The organism is Ramlibacter monticola (assembly GCF_016722785.1).
Lineage (GTDB): Bacteria > Pseudomonadota > Gammaproteobacteria > Burkholderiales > Burkholderiaceae_C > Ramlibacter > Ramlibacter monticola.
In genome coordinates, this window is sequence record NZ_JAEQNE010000001.1 from 1,560,937 (window position 1) to 1,574,165 (window position 13,229).

The 13,229-nt window shown below is 69.6% G+C and carries 18 protein-coding genes; 4 read left to right on the plus strand and 14 right to left on the minus strand.

Annotated elements, in window-relative coordinates; translation table 11 throughout:
• Nucleotides 1-12: 12 nt before the first annotated feature.
• The 12 genes from JJ685_RS07530 to JJ685_RS07585 form a co-directional block, all read right to left on the minus strand.
• Entirely contained in the window at nucleotides 13-783 is a 771-nt protein-coding gene (locus JJ685_RS07530) for a DUF3025 domain-containing protein (protein WP_201673557.1), read from the minus strand.
• Nucleotides 783-1,493, minus strand: a complete 711-nt coding sequence (locus JJ685_RS07535; protein WP_201673558.1) for an NYN domain-containing protein — start codon at nucleotides 1,491-1,493, stop codon at nucleotides 783-785. The genes JJ685_RS07530 and JJ685_RS07535 overlap by 1 nt, the downstream gene beginning before the upstream one ends.
• Nucleotides 1,490-2,527 (minus strand): dihydroorotase, encoded by a 1,038-nt coding sequence (gene pyrC / locus JJ685_RS07540; protein ID WP_201673559.1) that lies wholly within the window; start codon nucleotides 2,525-2,527, stop codon nucleotides 1,490-1,492. Before pyrC ends, JJ685_RS07535 begins: the two co-directional genes overlap by 4 nt.
• An 89-nt stretch (nucleotides 2,528-2,616) precedes the next feature.
• Nucleotides 2,617-3,354: an amino acid ABC transporter ATP-binding protein gene (locus JJ685_RS07545; protein WP_201673728.1), complete on the minus strand. Its 738-nt coding sequence runs from the start codon at nucleotides 3,352-3,354 to the stop codon at nucleotides 2,617-2,619.
• A gap of 33 nt (nucleotides 3,355-3,387) precedes the next feature.
• Nucleotides 3,388-4,050: an amino acid ABC transporter permease gene (locus JJ685_RS07550; RefSeq protein WP_236598702.1), complete on the minus strand. Its 663-nt coding sequence runs from the start codon at nucleotides 4,048-4,050 to the stop codon at nucleotides 3,388-3,390.
• Nucleotide 4,051: 1 nt separating this feature from the next.
• Entirely contained in the window at nucleotides 4,052-4,813 is a 762-nt protein-coding gene (locus JJ685_RS07555; protein ID WP_201673560.1) for an amino acid ABC transporter permease, read from the minus strand.
• Between the two features lie 71 nt (nucleotides 4,814-4,884).
• Complete coding sequence (locus tag JJ685_RS07560) at nucleotides 4,885-5,772, minus strand: amino acid ABC transporter substrate-binding protein (RefSeq protein WP_201673561.1); 888 nt, start codon at nucleotides 5,770-5,772, stop codon at nucleotides 4,885-4,887.
• A 148-nt stretch (nucleotides 5,773-5,920) separates the two neighbouring features.
• Nucleotides 5,921-6,868, minus strand: a complete 948-nt coding sequence (locus JJ685_RS07565; RefSeq protein ID WP_201673562.1) for a LysR substrate-binding domain-containing protein — start codon at nucleotides 6,866-6,868, stop codon at nucleotides 5,921-5,923.
• A gap of 48 nt (nucleotides 6,869-6,916) precedes the next feature.
• Nucleotides 6,917-7,273, minus strand: coding sequence for a polyhydroxyalkanoate granule-associated phasin (locus JJ685_RS07570; RefSeq protein ID WP_201673563.1), 357 nt, complete (start codon nucleotides 7,271-7,273; stop codon nucleotides 6,917-6,919).
• Between the two features lie 48 nt (nucleotides 7,274-7,321).
• Nucleotides 7,322-7,738, minus strand: coding sequence for a VOC family protein (locus tag JJ685_RS07575; RefSeq protein WP_201673564.1), 417 nt, complete (start codon nucleotides 7,736-7,738; stop codon nucleotides 7,322-7,324).
• Between the two features lie 10 nt (nucleotides 7,739-7,748).
• Entirely contained in the window at nucleotides 7,749-8,201 is a 453-nt protein-coding gene (locus tag JJ685_RS07580; protein ID WP_201673565.1) for a metallophosphoesterase family protein, read from the minus strand.
• A 7-nt stretch (nucleotides 8,202-8,208) separates the two neighbouring features.
• A complete protein-coding gene (locus tag JJ685_RS07585; protein WP_201673566.1) occupies nucleotides 8,209-8,592 on the minus strand; it encodes a YybH family protein in 384 nt (127 codons plus the stop codon).
• A gap of 49 nt (nucleotides 8,593-8,641) precedes the next feature.
• Here JJ685_RS07585 and JJ685_RS07590 point away from each other — a divergent pair, with 49 nt between their 5' ends.
• Nucleotides 8,642-9,835 carry an MFS transporter gene (locus JJ685_RS07590; protein WP_201673567.1) on the plus strand — a complete coding sequence of 398 codons (1,194 nt, stop codon included), beginning with the start codon at nucleotides 8,642-8,644 and terminating at the stop codon, nucleotides 9,833-9,835.
• 39 nt (nucleotides 9,836-9,874) lie between these two features.
• On the opposite strand, the gene JJ685_RS07595 is transcribed toward JJ685_RS07590, so the two are convergent.
• Nucleotides 9,875-10,321 (minus strand): SRPBCC family protein, encoded by a 447-nt coding sequence (locus JJ685_RS07595; RefSeq protein ID WP_201673568.1) that lies wholly within the window; start codon nucleotides 10,319-10,321, stop codon nucleotides 9,875-9,877.
• A 64-nt stretch (nucleotides 10,322-10,385) separates the two neighbouring features.
• Nucleotides 10,386-11,186, minus strand: coding sequence for a substrate-binding domain-containing protein (locus JJ685_RS07600; protein ID WP_201673569.1), 801 nt, complete (start codon nucleotides 11,184-11,186; stop codon nucleotides 10,386-10,388).
• A gap of 116 nt (nucleotides 11,187-11,302) precedes the next feature.
• Between JJ685_RS07600 and JJ685_RS07605 the strand changes: the two genes are divergently transcribed.
• The 3 genes from JJ685_RS07605 (at nucleotide 11,303) to JJ685_RS07615 (ending at nucleotide 13,201) form a co-directional block, all read left to right on the plus strand.
• On the plus strand, nucleotides 11,303-11,824 hold the full coding sequence (locus JJ685_RS07605; protein WP_201673570.1) for a Csu type fimbrial protein: 522 nt from the start codon (nucleotides 11,303-11,305) through the stop codon (nucleotides 11,822-11,824).
• 180 nt (nucleotides 11,825-12,004) lie between these two features.
• Nucleotides 12,005-12,499 carry a Csu type fimbrial protein gene (locus JJ685_RS07610; RefSeq protein ID WP_201673571.1) on the plus strand — a complete coding sequence of 165 codons (495 nt, stop codon included), beginning with the start codon at nucleotides 12,005-12,007 and terminating at the stop codon, nucleotides 12,497-12,499.
• 9 nt (nucleotides 12,500-12,508) lie between these two features.
• Entirely contained in the window at nucleotides 12,509-13,201 is a 693-nt protein-coding gene (locus tag JJ685_RS07615) for a fimbrial biogenesis chaperone (protein ID WP_201673572.1), read from the plus strand.
• Nucleotides 13,202-13,229: the final 28 nt, after the last annotated feature.

Below are 13,229 nucleotides of genomic sequence, written 5' to 3' on the forward strand. Positions count from 1 at the left end.
GAGGAACCGGAATCAAGAGCGCGCAGGGCCCGCGGACGTTGTTGTTGTGGTGCGTTCTGGCGTCTTGCGTGGACGGAATACGAGGGAGTCATCATAAAAGGAAAAGTTCTCGTTCTCCGCCCACCAGCCCGGCACGCCCAGCACCGGCAGCGGCGTGAACGGCTTGGCCGCGAGAACTTCCGACCTGCATTGAGCGGCCAGCCAGGCGTCCCCGCCTGCTCCCGGTTCCGTAGCGGCGGGCGCGCACCACACGTGCGCGGTGAGGCCTTTTCTCGGACGGGCGAGCTGCTCCAGCAGCGCATGGCCGAAGAGCGCGAGCCGCGCCTCGCGCCACAGCGGCCGCAGCTCGACGAACAGCCGCCGCCACTCGCGCGCGCGCAGCGCCTCCCACAAGGGCGGCGGCGCCTGCAGCAGCGCGCCGTTCTCGTCGAACACCGTGATCGCGTCGCGCACCGGCCCGCGCCGCCCGGCGACGCCGTCGCGCGCGATCTCGGCGGCCTGCAGCCGGTTCAGCGCGGACTTGGCCTGCGGGAAGGCGTGCCAGACGAGACCGTTGAAGAAATCGTGCAGCCCGGGCCGGACCGGGCACTCGCGCGCCTCGAAGATGAACTGCTCGTAGGCACGCCCGGCAGGCAGCGCCTCCTGCGGCACGAAGCGCACGGGCGCGGTGCCGGCGGCCTGCAGCGCCTCCTGCAGCGGAACGCCGCCCGCGACCGCCCGCGCCACGGCCTGCCCCGGTTCGCGCCAGGGCGCGAACCACGGCCGCGCCCAGTCGATCTCCATCACTTCAGCCGCAGGTAGTTGGGCGAGACTTCCAGGTAGGGCGCGTGCTTCTTGAGGAAGTTCGGGCCGCTGGCGCTGCGGGACATCAGCTTGGCATCGCGAAGCTGCCGCACCACCTCGTTCATCGGGATCTCGCGGCCCTCGCGAAAGCCCTCGATGCTTTCCAGCACGTCGCGCACCGGATCCGGCGGCGCCGCGGGCTTCTTCTTCGCCGCGGCCTTGCGGGGCGTCCGGGCGGCCCGCACGGGAGCGGCGGGTGCGGATTCGGAAGCCGAGCCCTCGACGGGCACCAGCTGGTCGTAGCAGCGGGCCAGTTCGACGTCGGCCGACTTGCCGGTCTGCGCGAAGCAGACGACCCGGATGCCGGCCTCGCGCAGCCGCACCGCGAGCGGCGCGAAATCGGCGTCGCTGGAGGCGATCGCCACCACGGGCGGCAGCCGCGCTTCATGCAGCAGGTCCATCGCATCGACCACCAGCAGCGCGTCGGTGGTGCCCTTGCCGTTGTTCACGAGCGAGCGCACGCCGTGGCGCAGCAGGCAGTCCTTCATGCCGGCGAGCTTCTCGTGGCCGCCGTAGGCGCGGCGCAGCGTCACGTGCCAGCCCTGGTGCGCCATGTGCGTGAAGGCCTGGTCGAGGGCCGCGGCCGACAGGTTGTCGGCGTCGATCAGGATCGCGGCGGCGTCGCCGGCGCGCGGCTCGCGGCTCGTCATTCGACGAAGGTCCGCCACGACAGCATCTCCCCGGCGCGCAGCGGCTTGACCTGGGCCTCGCCGAAGGGCAGCGACTCGGGCACCTGCCAGGGCTGCTTCTTGAGCGTCAGCCGGCCCGTGTTGCGCGGCAGGCCGTAGAAGTCGGCGCCGTGGAAGCTGGCGAAGCCTTCGAGCTTGTCCAGCGCCTCGGCGGCCTCGAAGGCCTCCGCATACAGTTCCATCGCGGAGAAGGCCGTGTAGCAGCCGGCGCAGCCGCTGGCGTGCTCCTTCAGCACGGCGGCATGCGGGGCGCTGTCGGTGCCCAGGAAGAACTTCGGGTTGCCGCTGGTGGCGGCCTGCACCAGGGCCCGGCGGTGCTCCTCGCGCTTGAGGACCGGCAGGCAGTAGTAATGCGGCCGGATGCCGCCCATGAACAGCGCGTTGCGGTTGTACAGCAGGTGGTGCGCCGTGATCGTGCCGGCGAGGTACGCGTCGGACTCGGTCACGTACTGCACCGCCTCGCGCGTGGTCATGTGCTCCAGCACGATCTTCAGCTCGGGGAAGTCGCGGCGCAGCGGGACCAGGTGCCTGTCGATGAACACCGCCTCGCGGTCGAACACGTCCACCGACGGATCGGTGGCCTCGCCGTGCACCAGCAGCAGGATGCCTTCGCGCTGCATCATGTCCAGCGTGTGGAAGGTCTTGCGGATGTCGGTCACGCCGAAGTCGCTGTTGGTGGTGGCGCCCGCCGGGTAGAGCTTCACCGCCACGACGCCGGCGGCCCTGGCGCGCGGGATCTCGCTGGGCGGCAGGTTGTCGGTGAGGTACAGCGACATCAGCGGCTGGAAGCCGAAGGCCTTGGGCACGGCGGCCAGGATGCGCTCGCGGTAGGCGGTGGCCATCGCCGCCGTGATGATCGGCGGCTTGAGGTTGGGCATGATCAGCGCCCGGCCGAACTGCGCGGCGGAGTGCCGCACGACCGAGGCCATGGCCGCGCCGTCCCGCACGTGCAGGTGCCAGTCGTCGGGGCGGGTGATGGTGAGGGTCTGGGACATGGGGGGATTCTCCCACCGACGGAAGGGGAACTGCCTCTGCGCTGGCGCGCTCCGCTCCGGCCCTCCCCCGAAGGGGAGGGAGGAGGACTTCAGTGCGCCAGGATCTTGTTCAGGAAATCTTTCGTGCGCGCCTGGCGGGCGTCGAGGTTGCCGAAGAATTCGTCCTTGCTGCAGTCCTCCAGCAGCCGGCCGCCCACGTCCATGAAGATCACGCGGTTGGCGACCTTCTTGGCGAAGCCCATCTCGTGGGTGACGACCATCATGGTCATGCCCTCCTTCGCCAGGTTCACCATCACGTCCAGCACCTCGCCCACCATCTCGGGGTCGAGCGCCGAGGTCGGCTCGTCGAACAGCATCACGACGGGGTCCATCGACAGCGCGCGGGCGATGGCCACCCGCTGCTGCTGGCCGCCGGAGAGCTGGCCCGGGAACTTGTCCTTGTGCGCCATGAGGCCCACGCGGTCCAGCATCTTGAGGCCGCGCGCCTTCGCCTCGTCCTGCGAGCGGCCCAGCACCTTCACCTGCGCGATGGTGAGGTTCTCGGTCACCGACAGGTGCGGGAACAGCTCGAAGTGCTGGAACACCATGCCGACGCGGCTGCGCAGCTTGGGCAGGTCCGTCTTCGGGTCGTTGACCTGCACGCCGTTGACGAAGATGTCGCCCTTCTGGAACGGCTCCAGCGCGTTGACCGTCTTGATCAGGGTGGACTTGCCCGAGCCCGAGGGCCCGCACACCACCACCACGTCGCTCTTGTCGATGCGCACGCTGCATTCGTTGAGCACTTGCACCGGTCCATACCATTTGGACACCTTGCGGATGTCGATCATCGCCTGGGATTCGCTCATGGCGGGCTCTTTCTCTTATCGAATGATCGCGACCTTCTGCTGGACGCGCTTGACGATCCAGGACAGGCTGAAGCAGATGATGAAGTAGATGATGGCCGCGAGGATGTAGGACTCGCGCGGACGGCTCAGGTTGTTGCCCGCCACGGTGAAGCCGTGCAGCATGTCGTGGGCGGTGATGATGTAGACCAGCGAGGTGTCCTGGAACAGGATGATGGTCTGCGTCAGGAACACCGGGATCATGTTGCGGAAGGCCTGCGGCAGGATCACCAGCCGCATGTTCTGCCCGTAGCTCATGCCCAGCGCCTGGCCGGCGAAGACCTGCCCGCGCGAGATCGACTGGATGCCCGCGCGCACGATCTCGCTGAAGTACGCCGCCTCGAAGGCGATGAAGGTGATCAGCGCCGAGAGTTCGGCGCCGATGGGCCGGCCGATGACCAGCGGCACCATCAGGAAGAACCACAGCAGCACCATCAGCAGCGGGATGGAGCGCATGCCGTTGACGTAGGTGGCCGCGACCAGCTCCAGCGCCTTGATGCCGGACAGGCGCATCAGCGCCAGCGCGGTGCCGAAGACGATGCCGCCCGCCGTGGCCACGGCGGTCAGAATCACGCTGAAGTACAGCCCCTGGAGGATGTAGGCCTTGAAGACCTCGGGGGTGAAGACCGTGAAGTCGAGCATGTCAATGCCCCCCGCCGGTGCTGGCAACGAAGCCCGGCACCCGCACGCGCCGCTCGATGAAGGCCATCACGCGGTTGATGGCGAAGGCGGAGATGACGTACAGGCCCGTCACCGCCAGGTAGATCTCGACGCCGCGCGAGGTCTCCTCGCCCGCCTGCTGGGCAAAGAAGGTCAGCTCCGTGATGGAGACGGCGAAAGCCACCGAGGAATTCTTGAAGATGTTCATCGCCTCGCTGGTGAGCGGGGGCACGATGATGCGGAAGGCCATGGGCAGCAGCACGTAGCGGTAGTACTGCGGCGTCGTGAAGCCCAGGGCCATGCCCGCGTAGCGCTGGCCGCGCGGCAGCGCCTGGACGCCCGCCCGCACCTGTTCGGCGATGCGCGCGGAGGTGAAGAGGCCGAGCCCCATCACGACCAGCAGCAGCTTGGGCGTGTCGGCGAACACGGGGAAGACCACCGGCACCACGTGGTACCAGAGGAAGATCTGCACCAGCAGCGGGATGTTGCGGAAGAACTCGACCCACACGTTGCCGATGCGCACCAGCACGGGGCTGTCCGGCAGCGTGCGCAGCGTGCCGACCACGGAGCCCACCACCAGCGCCACCACCAGCGAGATCGCCGCCACCAGCACGGTCTGTCCCCAGGCGGAGATCAACCAGTCCAGGTAGGTCTGCGTGCCGCTCGCGCCGCCGCTGCCGAAGCAGCCGGCCACGACCGTCCTTTCGATCGTGTCCTGGCAAAAGACCTGCCAGTCCAGGGCCATCGTTTCTCCTCGCTCGTTGTGACTGCGCCGGCCGCGCCACGGGGGCGCAGGCCGGCGCGGGGACGCTCAGCTTACTTGTTGAATTCTTCGGCCGGGGCGTCCGAGGGCTTGGCCACCAGTTCGGACAGGATCTTGCCCATGGGCAGGTTCACTGCCACGTTCTTCGGCGGGATCGGATCCAGGAACCACTTCTTGTACAGCAGCTTGATCTCGCCGTCCTTCATGGCCTTGCGGATGTAGTCGTCCACCGCCGCCTTGAACTTCGGGTCGTCCTTGCGGATCATGATCGCGATCGGCTCGACGTTCAGGGTCTCGCCCACGATCTTGAAGTCCTTCGGATTCTTGGAACCGGCGATCAGGCCCGCCAGGATGTTGTCGTCCATCACGAAGGCGTCGGCGCGGCCGGATTCGAGCAGCAGGAAGCTGTCGGCGTGGTCCTTGCCGTACACCTCGTTGAACTGGATGTTCTGCGCGCGCTTGTTCTTGCGCAGCAGCGCGACGGAAGTCGTGCCGGTGGTGGTGGCCACGGTCTTGCCGTTCAGGTCGGCCACCGATGCGATCTTGGCGCCGGACTTCACCGCCGTGCGCACTTCGGTCACGTAGGTCGTGAGCGCGAAGGCGACGTCCTTCTGGCGCGCGGCGTTGTTGGTGGTGGAGCCGCACTCGATGTCCACGGTGCCGTTCTGCACCAGCGGGATGCGGTTGGCGGAAGTCACGGCCACGTATTCCACGGGAATGCCGGGCAGCACCGCCTTCAGGATGCGCTGGCACAGTTCGACGTGGTAGCCGGTGTACTGGTTGTTGCCCAGGGTGTAGGCCAGGGGCGCCGACGATTCACGGGTACCCATCACCACCTTGCCCGTCGCCTTGGCCTTGGCCAGGGTGTCGTTCAACTGCGCGAAGGCGCTGCTGGCTGCGAGGGCCGAGAGCGCGAAGGCCAGCAGGTACTTTTTCTTCATTCAAATCTCCTAGTGTTGCAACTGGAACCCAACCCGAAATTCTAGGGCGGCGCGGCAAGGCGCCGGCCCGAGCCGGAGGCGTCGTCAGCTTAGGCCCGGGAAAGCAGTCCCGTAAGCAGGGTTTATGCCCGGTGGCATGCCTGCGGCATCAGTCCTTCAGGAGCGAGGCCGCGCCGCCTTCGTTCACCAGGAAGTTCCAAAGCGACTGCGCCGTCCCCTTGGGGACGTGCTTGCCCGTGGGACGTTCGCGGTAGGCCCGCACGTCCATGGTGATCTCCAGCCCGCCCAGGTCCGGCGGCACGGGGCTCACCAGCTTGTGCGCGCGCAGCTCCTTCTTGACGGCGCTATAGGGCAGGAAGGCGATGCCGTGGCCCTCGAGGGCCATCACCTTGAGGCCTTCGGCCATGTCGGTCTCGTAGACGCGATCGAGGTGGATCGCGGTGCCGGCCCCCTTCAGGAGGTGGTCCGTGACCTGCCCCAGGTACGCGCCGGGCGCGTAGCCCAGGTAGGGTAGCGGCTGCGCGGGGCGGCCTGGCAGGCGGAACTGGGCCTCGCCGGCGCCGTTCGGCCTGCAGTAGGGCGCGAGCGTTTCCTGACCCAGGGTGACGACCTCGTAGCGGTCGGCGTCGAGCTGCAGCGGCTGCGCGGCGTGGTGGTAGGCGATCAGCAGGTCGCAGCTGCCCTCCATCAGGCGCATCACCGCGTCATGCACGTTCAGCGCGATGAGGCGGCTCTTGATGGGCCCGAACTTCTCGCGCAGGCTGGACATCCAGGCGGGGAAGAAGGTGAAGGCCAGGGTGTGCGGCACGGCGAACTCGATCACGTCCTGGCCGGCCGAGGCGTGGCCGCGCAGCATCGCGCGCGTGCTTTGGAGGGCCTGCAGCATCTCCAGCGACTGCGCGTAGAGCGTCTCGCCGGCGGGCGTGAGCCGCGTCGGATAGGAGCTGCGGTCGACGAGGTCGGTCCCGGCCCAGGCCTCCAGCGCCTGGATGCGGCGCGAGAAGGCGGGCTGCGTCACGTGCCGCAGCTGCGCCGAGCGGCTGAAGCTGCGGGTTTCGGCAAGGCTGACGAAGTCTTCCAGCCATTTGGTTTCCATGGCGGATTATTGCCATGGCCGGCCGGCGGCGCAGCGGCCCGGGTCGAACTAGCGCAGCGGCACCCCGCGCAGCCTCCGCGCATTGGCCGTCGCCTTCCGATGCACCGGCGCCATGCCCCGTGCCAGCACATGGGACATGTCGACGAAGGGCACCTGCGCGCCCTTCAGCGACGCCATCCAGGCCTGCTGCATGGCTTGCATCACGGCCCAGCCCATGGCGAACCAGGACTGCCAGAAGGCATGCACCTTTTCCTGGCCCATGACGTGGAACTCGCGCCGGTCGCGCGCGTCGGGCCACGGGCCGGCGAGGGCGAGGCGCGTCAGCCGGTGCGCCACGACCTGGGGCACGGCGACGGCGAGTTCGGTGGCCTGGCGCGACAGGCGATGGGTGTTGGGGCGTTTCATGGCCGGAGTGTCCGCAAGGCACATGCCGGCGCGTGTCGGCCGGATTCGTCAAGCGGCCGGCGGGTTCGGCGGACCCTTCAGTTCCACCGTGTTGCCTTCCGGATCGGCCAGGTACATCGAAGGGCCCTGCCCTTCGGCCCCGAAGCGCTGCGCCACCGGCCCCGGTTCGACGCCGTGCGCGCGCAGGTGGGCCCGGATCGCCTCGGCGTCCCAGGGTTCCACCCGCAGGCAGAAGTGGTCCAGGTTGCGGCCTTCGCGCCCGGGCGCCGCGCCGCCCGCGCGGCCGATCTCGCTGTCCACGGGGATCAGGTCGATCAGGCCGCGGCCGGCGCGCAGCTGCACCAGCCCGATCCGGTCGTCGACCCGCTGCACCGGGCAGCCCAGGACCTCGCCGTAGAAACGGACCATGGCGGCCACGTCCCGCACGCGCAGCACGAGGTGGTCGATGTCGCGGACCTGCAGCATCGCTCCTCCTTCAGAAGGTTGCGAGGCGCGCGGTCACGCGCCCCTGCTCCACGATCAGTTCGCCGGCGGAGATCGGCAGCCGGAAGCGCCGCGGCCCCGCGCTGCCCGGGTTCACGACCAGCACGCCGTCGCGTTGCTCGACGCGGGGCTGGTGCGAATGCCCGCAGACCACCGTGCCGGCCCCGGCAGTATCCGGCGCGAGCCGCAGGTCCGCAATGTCGTGAAGCACCAGCAGCGTCGCCCCGCCGAGCCGCAGCACTTCGCGCTCGCGCAGGCGCTGCGCCCACGCGCCCCGGTCGTTGTTGCCGCGCACGGCGGTGAGCGGCGCGAGCCGTGCCAGTTCCGCCAGCACGGCCTCGCCGCAGATGTCGCCGGCGTGCACGATGTGGTCGCTGCCCCGCAGGTAGTCCAGCACCTCCGGCCGCAGCAGGTCGTGCGTGTCGGAAACGAGGCCGATGCGCAAGGCGGGCTCAGGCGAGCAGGTTCGCGTCGCGCGCCAGGCGCCAGCGGCCCTGCTCCTTGCGCAGCACGGTCAGGGTGTGCCCGGAGCGTTCCACCGCCGCCGCGCCGCCCGGGGGCGTGACCTTCACGCGCAGGCGGCTCCAGAGGAAGGCCCAGTCGCCCGCGACCTGCACTTCCTGGATCTCGCTGCGGCCTTCGATGCGCGGCCCGCCGGGAGCCGCCTGCGCCCGCGCGGTCGCCGCGAACTCCTCCTTGCGCATGGGTTCGCGTCCCGGCACCAGGAAGACGACGTCCTCCGTCATCAGGCCCAGCACGGTTTCGGTGTCGCCGGCCTGCGTAGCCTCCATCCAGGTGCGGACCAGGTCGCGGATCTGCTGTTCGTCTTGCGTCATGGGAAGCTCCCGGGATGCGCCGCTGCCCGCCAGCCCTTATGCTCGCCCGATGAGCACGGCCGTCCCTCGCCACATTCTGCCGGTGATCGTGCTGTCGCAGTTCGCCAGCACCTCGCTGTGGTTCGCCGTCAACGCGGTCATGCCCGACCTGCAGCGCGACTGGGCCCTGCCGCCGGCCGCGCTGGGATCGCTCACCTCCGCCGTGCAGCTCGGCTTCGTGGCGGGCACGCTCGCCTTCGCGCTGCTCATGCTGGCCGACCGCTTTCCGCCCGCGCGGGTGTTCCTGGCCTGTTCGGTGCTCGGCGCCTTGTGCAACGCGGCGATGCTGCTGGCCGGCGGCCGGCTCGGCGTTTTGCTCGCGCTGCGCTTCGCGATCGGCTTCCTGCTGGCGGGCGTGTACCCCGTGGGCATGAAGATCGCCGCCAGCTGGTACCGAGAACGCTTGGGCGCCGTGATGGGCGTGCTGATCGGCGCCCTGGTGCTGGGCACCGCCCTGCCGCACGGACTGCGGGCCCTGGCCGGCGACGGCAGCGGGCCGGCGTCCAGCGCCGGTGGGCTCGCCCCCTGGCAGTTGGTGGTGCTCGCCGTCTCCCTGCTGGCCGCCGCCGGCGGGCTCGCCACGGCGGTGCTGGTGCCGCCCCATCCGCAGGTGCTGCGCGCCGCGCGCATCACGCCCCGCGCGCTGGGCCTGATCTGGTCGGACCGGCGGCTGCGCGCCTCGGTGTTCGGCTATTTCGGCCACATGTGGGAGCTGTACTCCTTCATCGTGCTGGTGCCGGTGGTGATGGCCACGCGGCTGGCCGGCACCAGCGTCAGCGCCGCCGCCTTCTGGGCGATCGGCGCCGGCTTCGCGGGCTGCGTGGGGGGCGGCCTGATGGTGCGCTCGCTGGGCAGCGCCCGCGTCGCCCAGCTGCAGCTGGCGACCAGCGCGGCCTGCTGCGTGGCTTCGCCCCTGATGCTGGTCGCGCCGCTGCCCCTGTTCATCGCCTGGATGCTGTTGTGGGGCGCGACGGTGTCGGGAGATTCGCCGCAGTTCTCCACGCTCACGGCGCAGAATGCGCCGCCGGCGGTCGTGGGCAGCGTGCTGACCTTCACCAACTGCATCGGCTTCGCGATCTCGGTGGCGAGCATCGAGATCTTCGTGCGGGCCGCGCAGGCCTGGCCGCTCGCGGCGGTGCTGCCGGCGCTGGCCATCGGGCCGGCGCTGGGGCTGTGGATGCTGTCGCCGCTGGTGCGGCGCTGAAGGGATCGTCCGGGTTTTCGCTGGCGCTCCGGCGCCGGCCTACTCCGGGATCTCGGGCTCCACCAGCCGCGCCAGCTGCAGAAGCGACTCCTGCCAGCCGAGATAGCAGGCCTCCGCGGGGATGACCGCGGGGATGCCTTCCTGCACCGCCTCCAGCTCGGTGCCGCAGGACACCTCCCGCAGCGTGACGGTGGTGACCATCTCTCCGGGCAGGTTCGGATCGTCGAAGGCACTCGTGTAGCGCAGGCGCTGGCCGGGCACCAGCTCCAGGTAGCGTCCGCCGAAGGAATGGCTGTGGCCGGTGGAGAAATTGGTGAACGACATGCGCCACTTGCCGTCGACCTTCGCGTCCATCTGGTGCACCCGGGCGGTGAAGCCGTAGGGCGGCAGCCACTTGGCCATCGCATCGGGATCGAGGAAGGCCCGGTAGAGCCGGTCCGGGCGGGTGCGCAGCACGCGATGCAGGCGGACGGTGTTGCTGGCCATGGTGCCTCCTGGTTCGGGAGGGCGATGCTAGCAGCGACGGCCAGGATGAGCCAGCGCCAGCAGCCTAGGGCCGGCCTTTGCCGAGCGGGACCATGCCGCCGCTGCGGATGGCAGGCGCCGCGCGCTCGGAGGCCAGGAACGCGATGAGCTGCCGGGCCGCGTCGGCCTGCTGCGACCCCGCCACCATCGCCGCGGCGAAGGACTGGTGCAGCTGGATCTCCTCCGCGATCACGCCCGCGAGCTCGACGCCCTGGGCGTGGACGATCTCGCTGACCGGCATCACGGCGAGGTCGGCCTCGCCCGCGGCCACCATCGCGGTCGCGCCGGTGCCGCGCGGCGTGGCCTTCACGTGGATGCGGTCGGCGATGCCCATGCGCGGAAACACTTCCTTCGTCAGGAAGATGCCGCTGGTGCTGCTCGGCACGGCAATCGCCCCCGCCCGCAGCAGCGCCTGCTTCAGCGCCTCCACGGTGGAGACGTCCGGCTTGGGCGCGCCCGCGCGCACCGCAACGCCCAGGGGTGTGCGCGCGAGGTCCACGTCGGTGCCGGGGGCGATCCGCCTGGCGGCGACCAGCTCCGCGAGGCCTTCGCGGGACAGGATGACGACGTCGGCGGGAACGCCGCGTGCGAGCTGCGCGGCGATCGTCTGCGGCCCCGTGCCCTGCGACGAGCCCGACCCCGTGGTGACCTGGATGCCGGTGGCGCGCTCGAACTCCGGCAGCAGCTGTTCGTAGGGGCCGGAGAAGCCGCCCGAGATCATCACGCGGAGCTGCGCCGACGCGGCAGCGGGCCACAGCAGGACGGAGACGAGCAGCAGCAAGGCCCGCAGGGCAAGCCATGGGCGGACGGAAGACGGGTCCTTCATGAGCGGGTCCTCGCGCGACGCAAGCGGGGCTCGCAGCTTAGGCGAGCGGCATCGGCTCACGCAAGAGGGCGGACCCGCCGCGCGAAGCACCGGCACGCCGGCGCTACCATCCGCCCATGGCGATGCGCGCACCCGGCTCCCCGGCGCAACGAGCGATCGTCGCGTTCCTTGCCCTGGCAGGCTTGCCGACGGCGCCCGTCGGCCAGACCTTCTTCGCGACTTCGGGCATGCCGGTGCGGATCGAGATCGTCGCCTCCTGCAGCGTCACCGCCACGGACCTGGATTTCGGGGCCTACGACGCCGAGCGGGGAGCACCGACGCGCGGGCAGACCTCCATCGCGCTGCTTTGCGCTCCCGGCCTGGTCGTGGAGGTGAGCCTCGATCGCGGCACCACGTTCGGGGCGACCACGTCGAGGCGCAAGCTGAATTTCGAGTCCGGCCTGGACCGGCTGGACTATGGCCTCTACCAGGACCCGGGGCGGACGCTCAACTGGGGCGATACGCCCGGCGAGGACACCCTCGAGGTGCCGACGACCGGCCTGCCGCAGACGGTCCCCGTCTACGGTGAAATCCGGGCGGGCCAGCGGGTCCGGGACGGCATCTACAGCGACGTGATCACCGTTCGCGTCCAGTTCTGACCGCGTGGCAAGGCCGGCGTACTTCGTCCCATTGGACCAAAGTCTCATGGCCGGGCGCTGCACCCCTGTCTAGATTGCAGCGCGTGGTCGACGAGGGCTCCACGCGGCGCGCTCCTGCGCGCGGGCGCCGGGCCATCGACAGAGGGCGGCAATCGACGAACGAGCTGGAGGTGACAGGCGATGAAGAAGCATCTTGGTGTCCTCCTGGTCCTGGCGGCATGGCCCTGGGCCGGGCTCAACGCGCAACAGAAATCGAGCACGGCGACCTTCAAGGTTCAGGCGCGCGTGAATGCCGCCTGCGACATCGTCGCGACCGATCTCAACTTCGGCGCCTACAGCGCGCAATCCGGCACCCCGCTCCAGGGCACGACCTTGCTGCACGCGACCTGCACGCCCAACGCCGGCTACCAGATCGGACTCAACCAGGGCACCTCGCCGGGTGCGACGGTCAACCAGCGCCGCATGGTCTCCGCCCCGACCGGCGTGCTGAACTACCAGCTCTATTCCGATTCGGCGCGCACCAGGATCTGGGGCAACACGCAAGGCACCGACACGGTGACCGGCGTCGGCAACGGCCTGTCGCAGGAGCACACCGTCTACGGTTCCGTCCCTGCCGCGCAGGTCGTGCCGGTGGGGGACTATGCCGACACCATCACGGTACGCATCTACTACTAGGACCTTGCCATGCTGCGCACCGTCTGCCTGTGGGCGTCTCTCTTGATCTGCTGCGCCGCGCAGGCGGACGGATTCGCCGTCGTGCCGCTGCGCGTCGAGCTGGGCCCGGGCCGCACCGGGTCGCTCACCGTCACGAACACGGGCGAGGCGAAGACCTTCGAGGCGCGGGCGATGAGCTGGAAGCAGGAGAACCGCAACGACTCCTATGCCCAGACCGACGACGTGCTGCTCGCGCCGACGACCTTCCGCCTCGAAAAGGGGGCGGTGCAGGTCGTGCGGGTCCAGCTCAATCGTCCGCAGGATGCCGCCGAGCATGCCTACCGGATCTTCATCGACGAAGTCGCCGCCGCACAGGAAGTCCGTCCGAACACGCTGAAGACCCTCGTGTCCATGGCGGTGCCGCTGTTCGTGGCGCCGAGCTCCGGGCCGGTCGCCAAGGGCGATGCCGCCTTGTCGGCGTTGCTGGAGAACGACGTGCTCAAGATCGAGCTGCGCAACACCGGCAAGGCCAACCTCAAGCTGCGGGAATGGGTGGTGAGCTCCGCGAAGGCCGGTGAGCTGCTCAAGGTGCCGAGCGCGGCCTACGTCCTGGTCGGCAACACCTTGAAGGGAGACTACCCCCTCAAGTTCCAGGCCGACGGGCCCATGAAGCTGAAGGTCATCACCGACCGCGGCACCTTCAGTGCCGACGTCAAGCGCTGAAGCCATGTGCGACTTCCGAGGAGCCTGG

What these genes read in the sequence shown, in the direction of transcription:
- JJ685_RS07595 (WP_201673568.1), bottom strand. Translation starts at nt 10,321, where the DNA reads ATGGCCAGCAACACCGTCCGCCTGCATCGCGTGCTGCGCACCCGCCCG.
- JJ685_RS07530 (WP_201673557.1), bottom strand. Translation starts at nt 783, where the DNA reads ATGGAGATCGACTGGGCGCGGCCGTGGTTCGCGCCCTGGCGCGAACCG.
- JJ685_RS07585 (WP_201673566.1), bottom strand. Translation starts at nt 8,592, where the DNA reads ATGACGCAAGACGAACAGCAGATCCGCGACCTGGTCCGCACCTGGATG.
- JJ685_RS07610 (WP_201673571.1), top strand. Translation starts at nt 12,005, where the DNA reads ATGAAGAAGCATCTTGGTGTCCTCCTGGTCCTGGCGGCATGGCCCTGG.
- JJ685_RS07555 (WP_201673560.1), bottom strand. Translation starts at nt 4,813, where the DNA reads ATGGCCCTGGACTGGCAGGTCTTTTGCCAGGACACGATCGAAAGGACG.
- JJ685_RS07575 (WP_201673564.1), bottom strand. Translation starts at nt 7,738, where the DNA reads ATGCTGCAGGTCCGCGACATCGACCACCTCGTGCTGCGCGTGCGGGAC.
- JJ685_RS07560 (WP_201673561.1), bottom strand. Translation starts at nt 5,772, where the DNA reads ATGAAGAAAAAGTACCTGCTGGCCTTCGCGCTCTCGGCCCTCGCAGCC.
- JJ685_RS07550 (WP_236598702.1), bottom strand. Translation starts at nt 4,050, where the DNA reads ATGCTCGACTTCACGGTCTTCACCCCCGAGGTCTTCAAGGCCTACATC.
- JJ685_RS07605 (WP_201673570.1), top strand. Translation starts at nt 11,303, where the DNA reads ATGGCGATGCGCGCACCCGGCTCCCCGGCGCAACGAGCGATCGTCGCG.
- pyrC (WP_201673559.1), bottom strand. Translation starts at nt 2,527, where the DNA reads ATGTCCCAGACCCTCACCATCACCCGCCCCGACGACTGGCACCTGCAC.
- JJ685_RS07545 (WP_201673728.1), bottom strand. Translation starts at nt 3,354, where the DNA reads ATGATCGACATCCGCAAGGTGTCCAAATGGTATGGACCGGTGCAAGTG.
- JJ685_RS07565 (WP_201673562.1), bottom strand. Translation starts at nt 6,868, where the DNA reads ATGGAAACCAAATGGCTGGAAGACTTCGTCAGCCTTGCCGAAACCCGC.
- JJ685_RS07535 (WP_201673558.1), bottom strand. Translation starts at nt 1,493, where the DNA reads ATGACGAGCCGCGAGCCGCGCGCCGGCGACGCCGCCGCGATCCTGATC.
- JJ685_RS07600 (WP_201673569.1), bottom strand. Translation starts at nt 11,186, where the DNA reads ATGAAGGACCCGTCTTCCGTCCGCCCATGGCTTGCCCTGCGGGCCTTG.
- JJ685_RS07590 (WP_201673567.1), top strand. Translation starts at nt 8,642, where the DNA reads ATGAGCACGGCCGTCCCTCGCCACATTCTGCCGGTGATCGTGCTGTCG.
- JJ685_RS07570 (WP_201673563.1), bottom strand. Translation starts at nt 7,273, where the DNA reads ATGAAACGCCCCAACACCCATCGCCTGTCGCGCCAGGCCACCGAACTC.
- JJ685_RS07615 (WP_201673572.1), top strand. Translation starts at nt 12,509, where the DNA reads ATGCTGCGCACCGTCTGCCTGTGGGCGTCTCTCTTGATCTGCTGCGCC.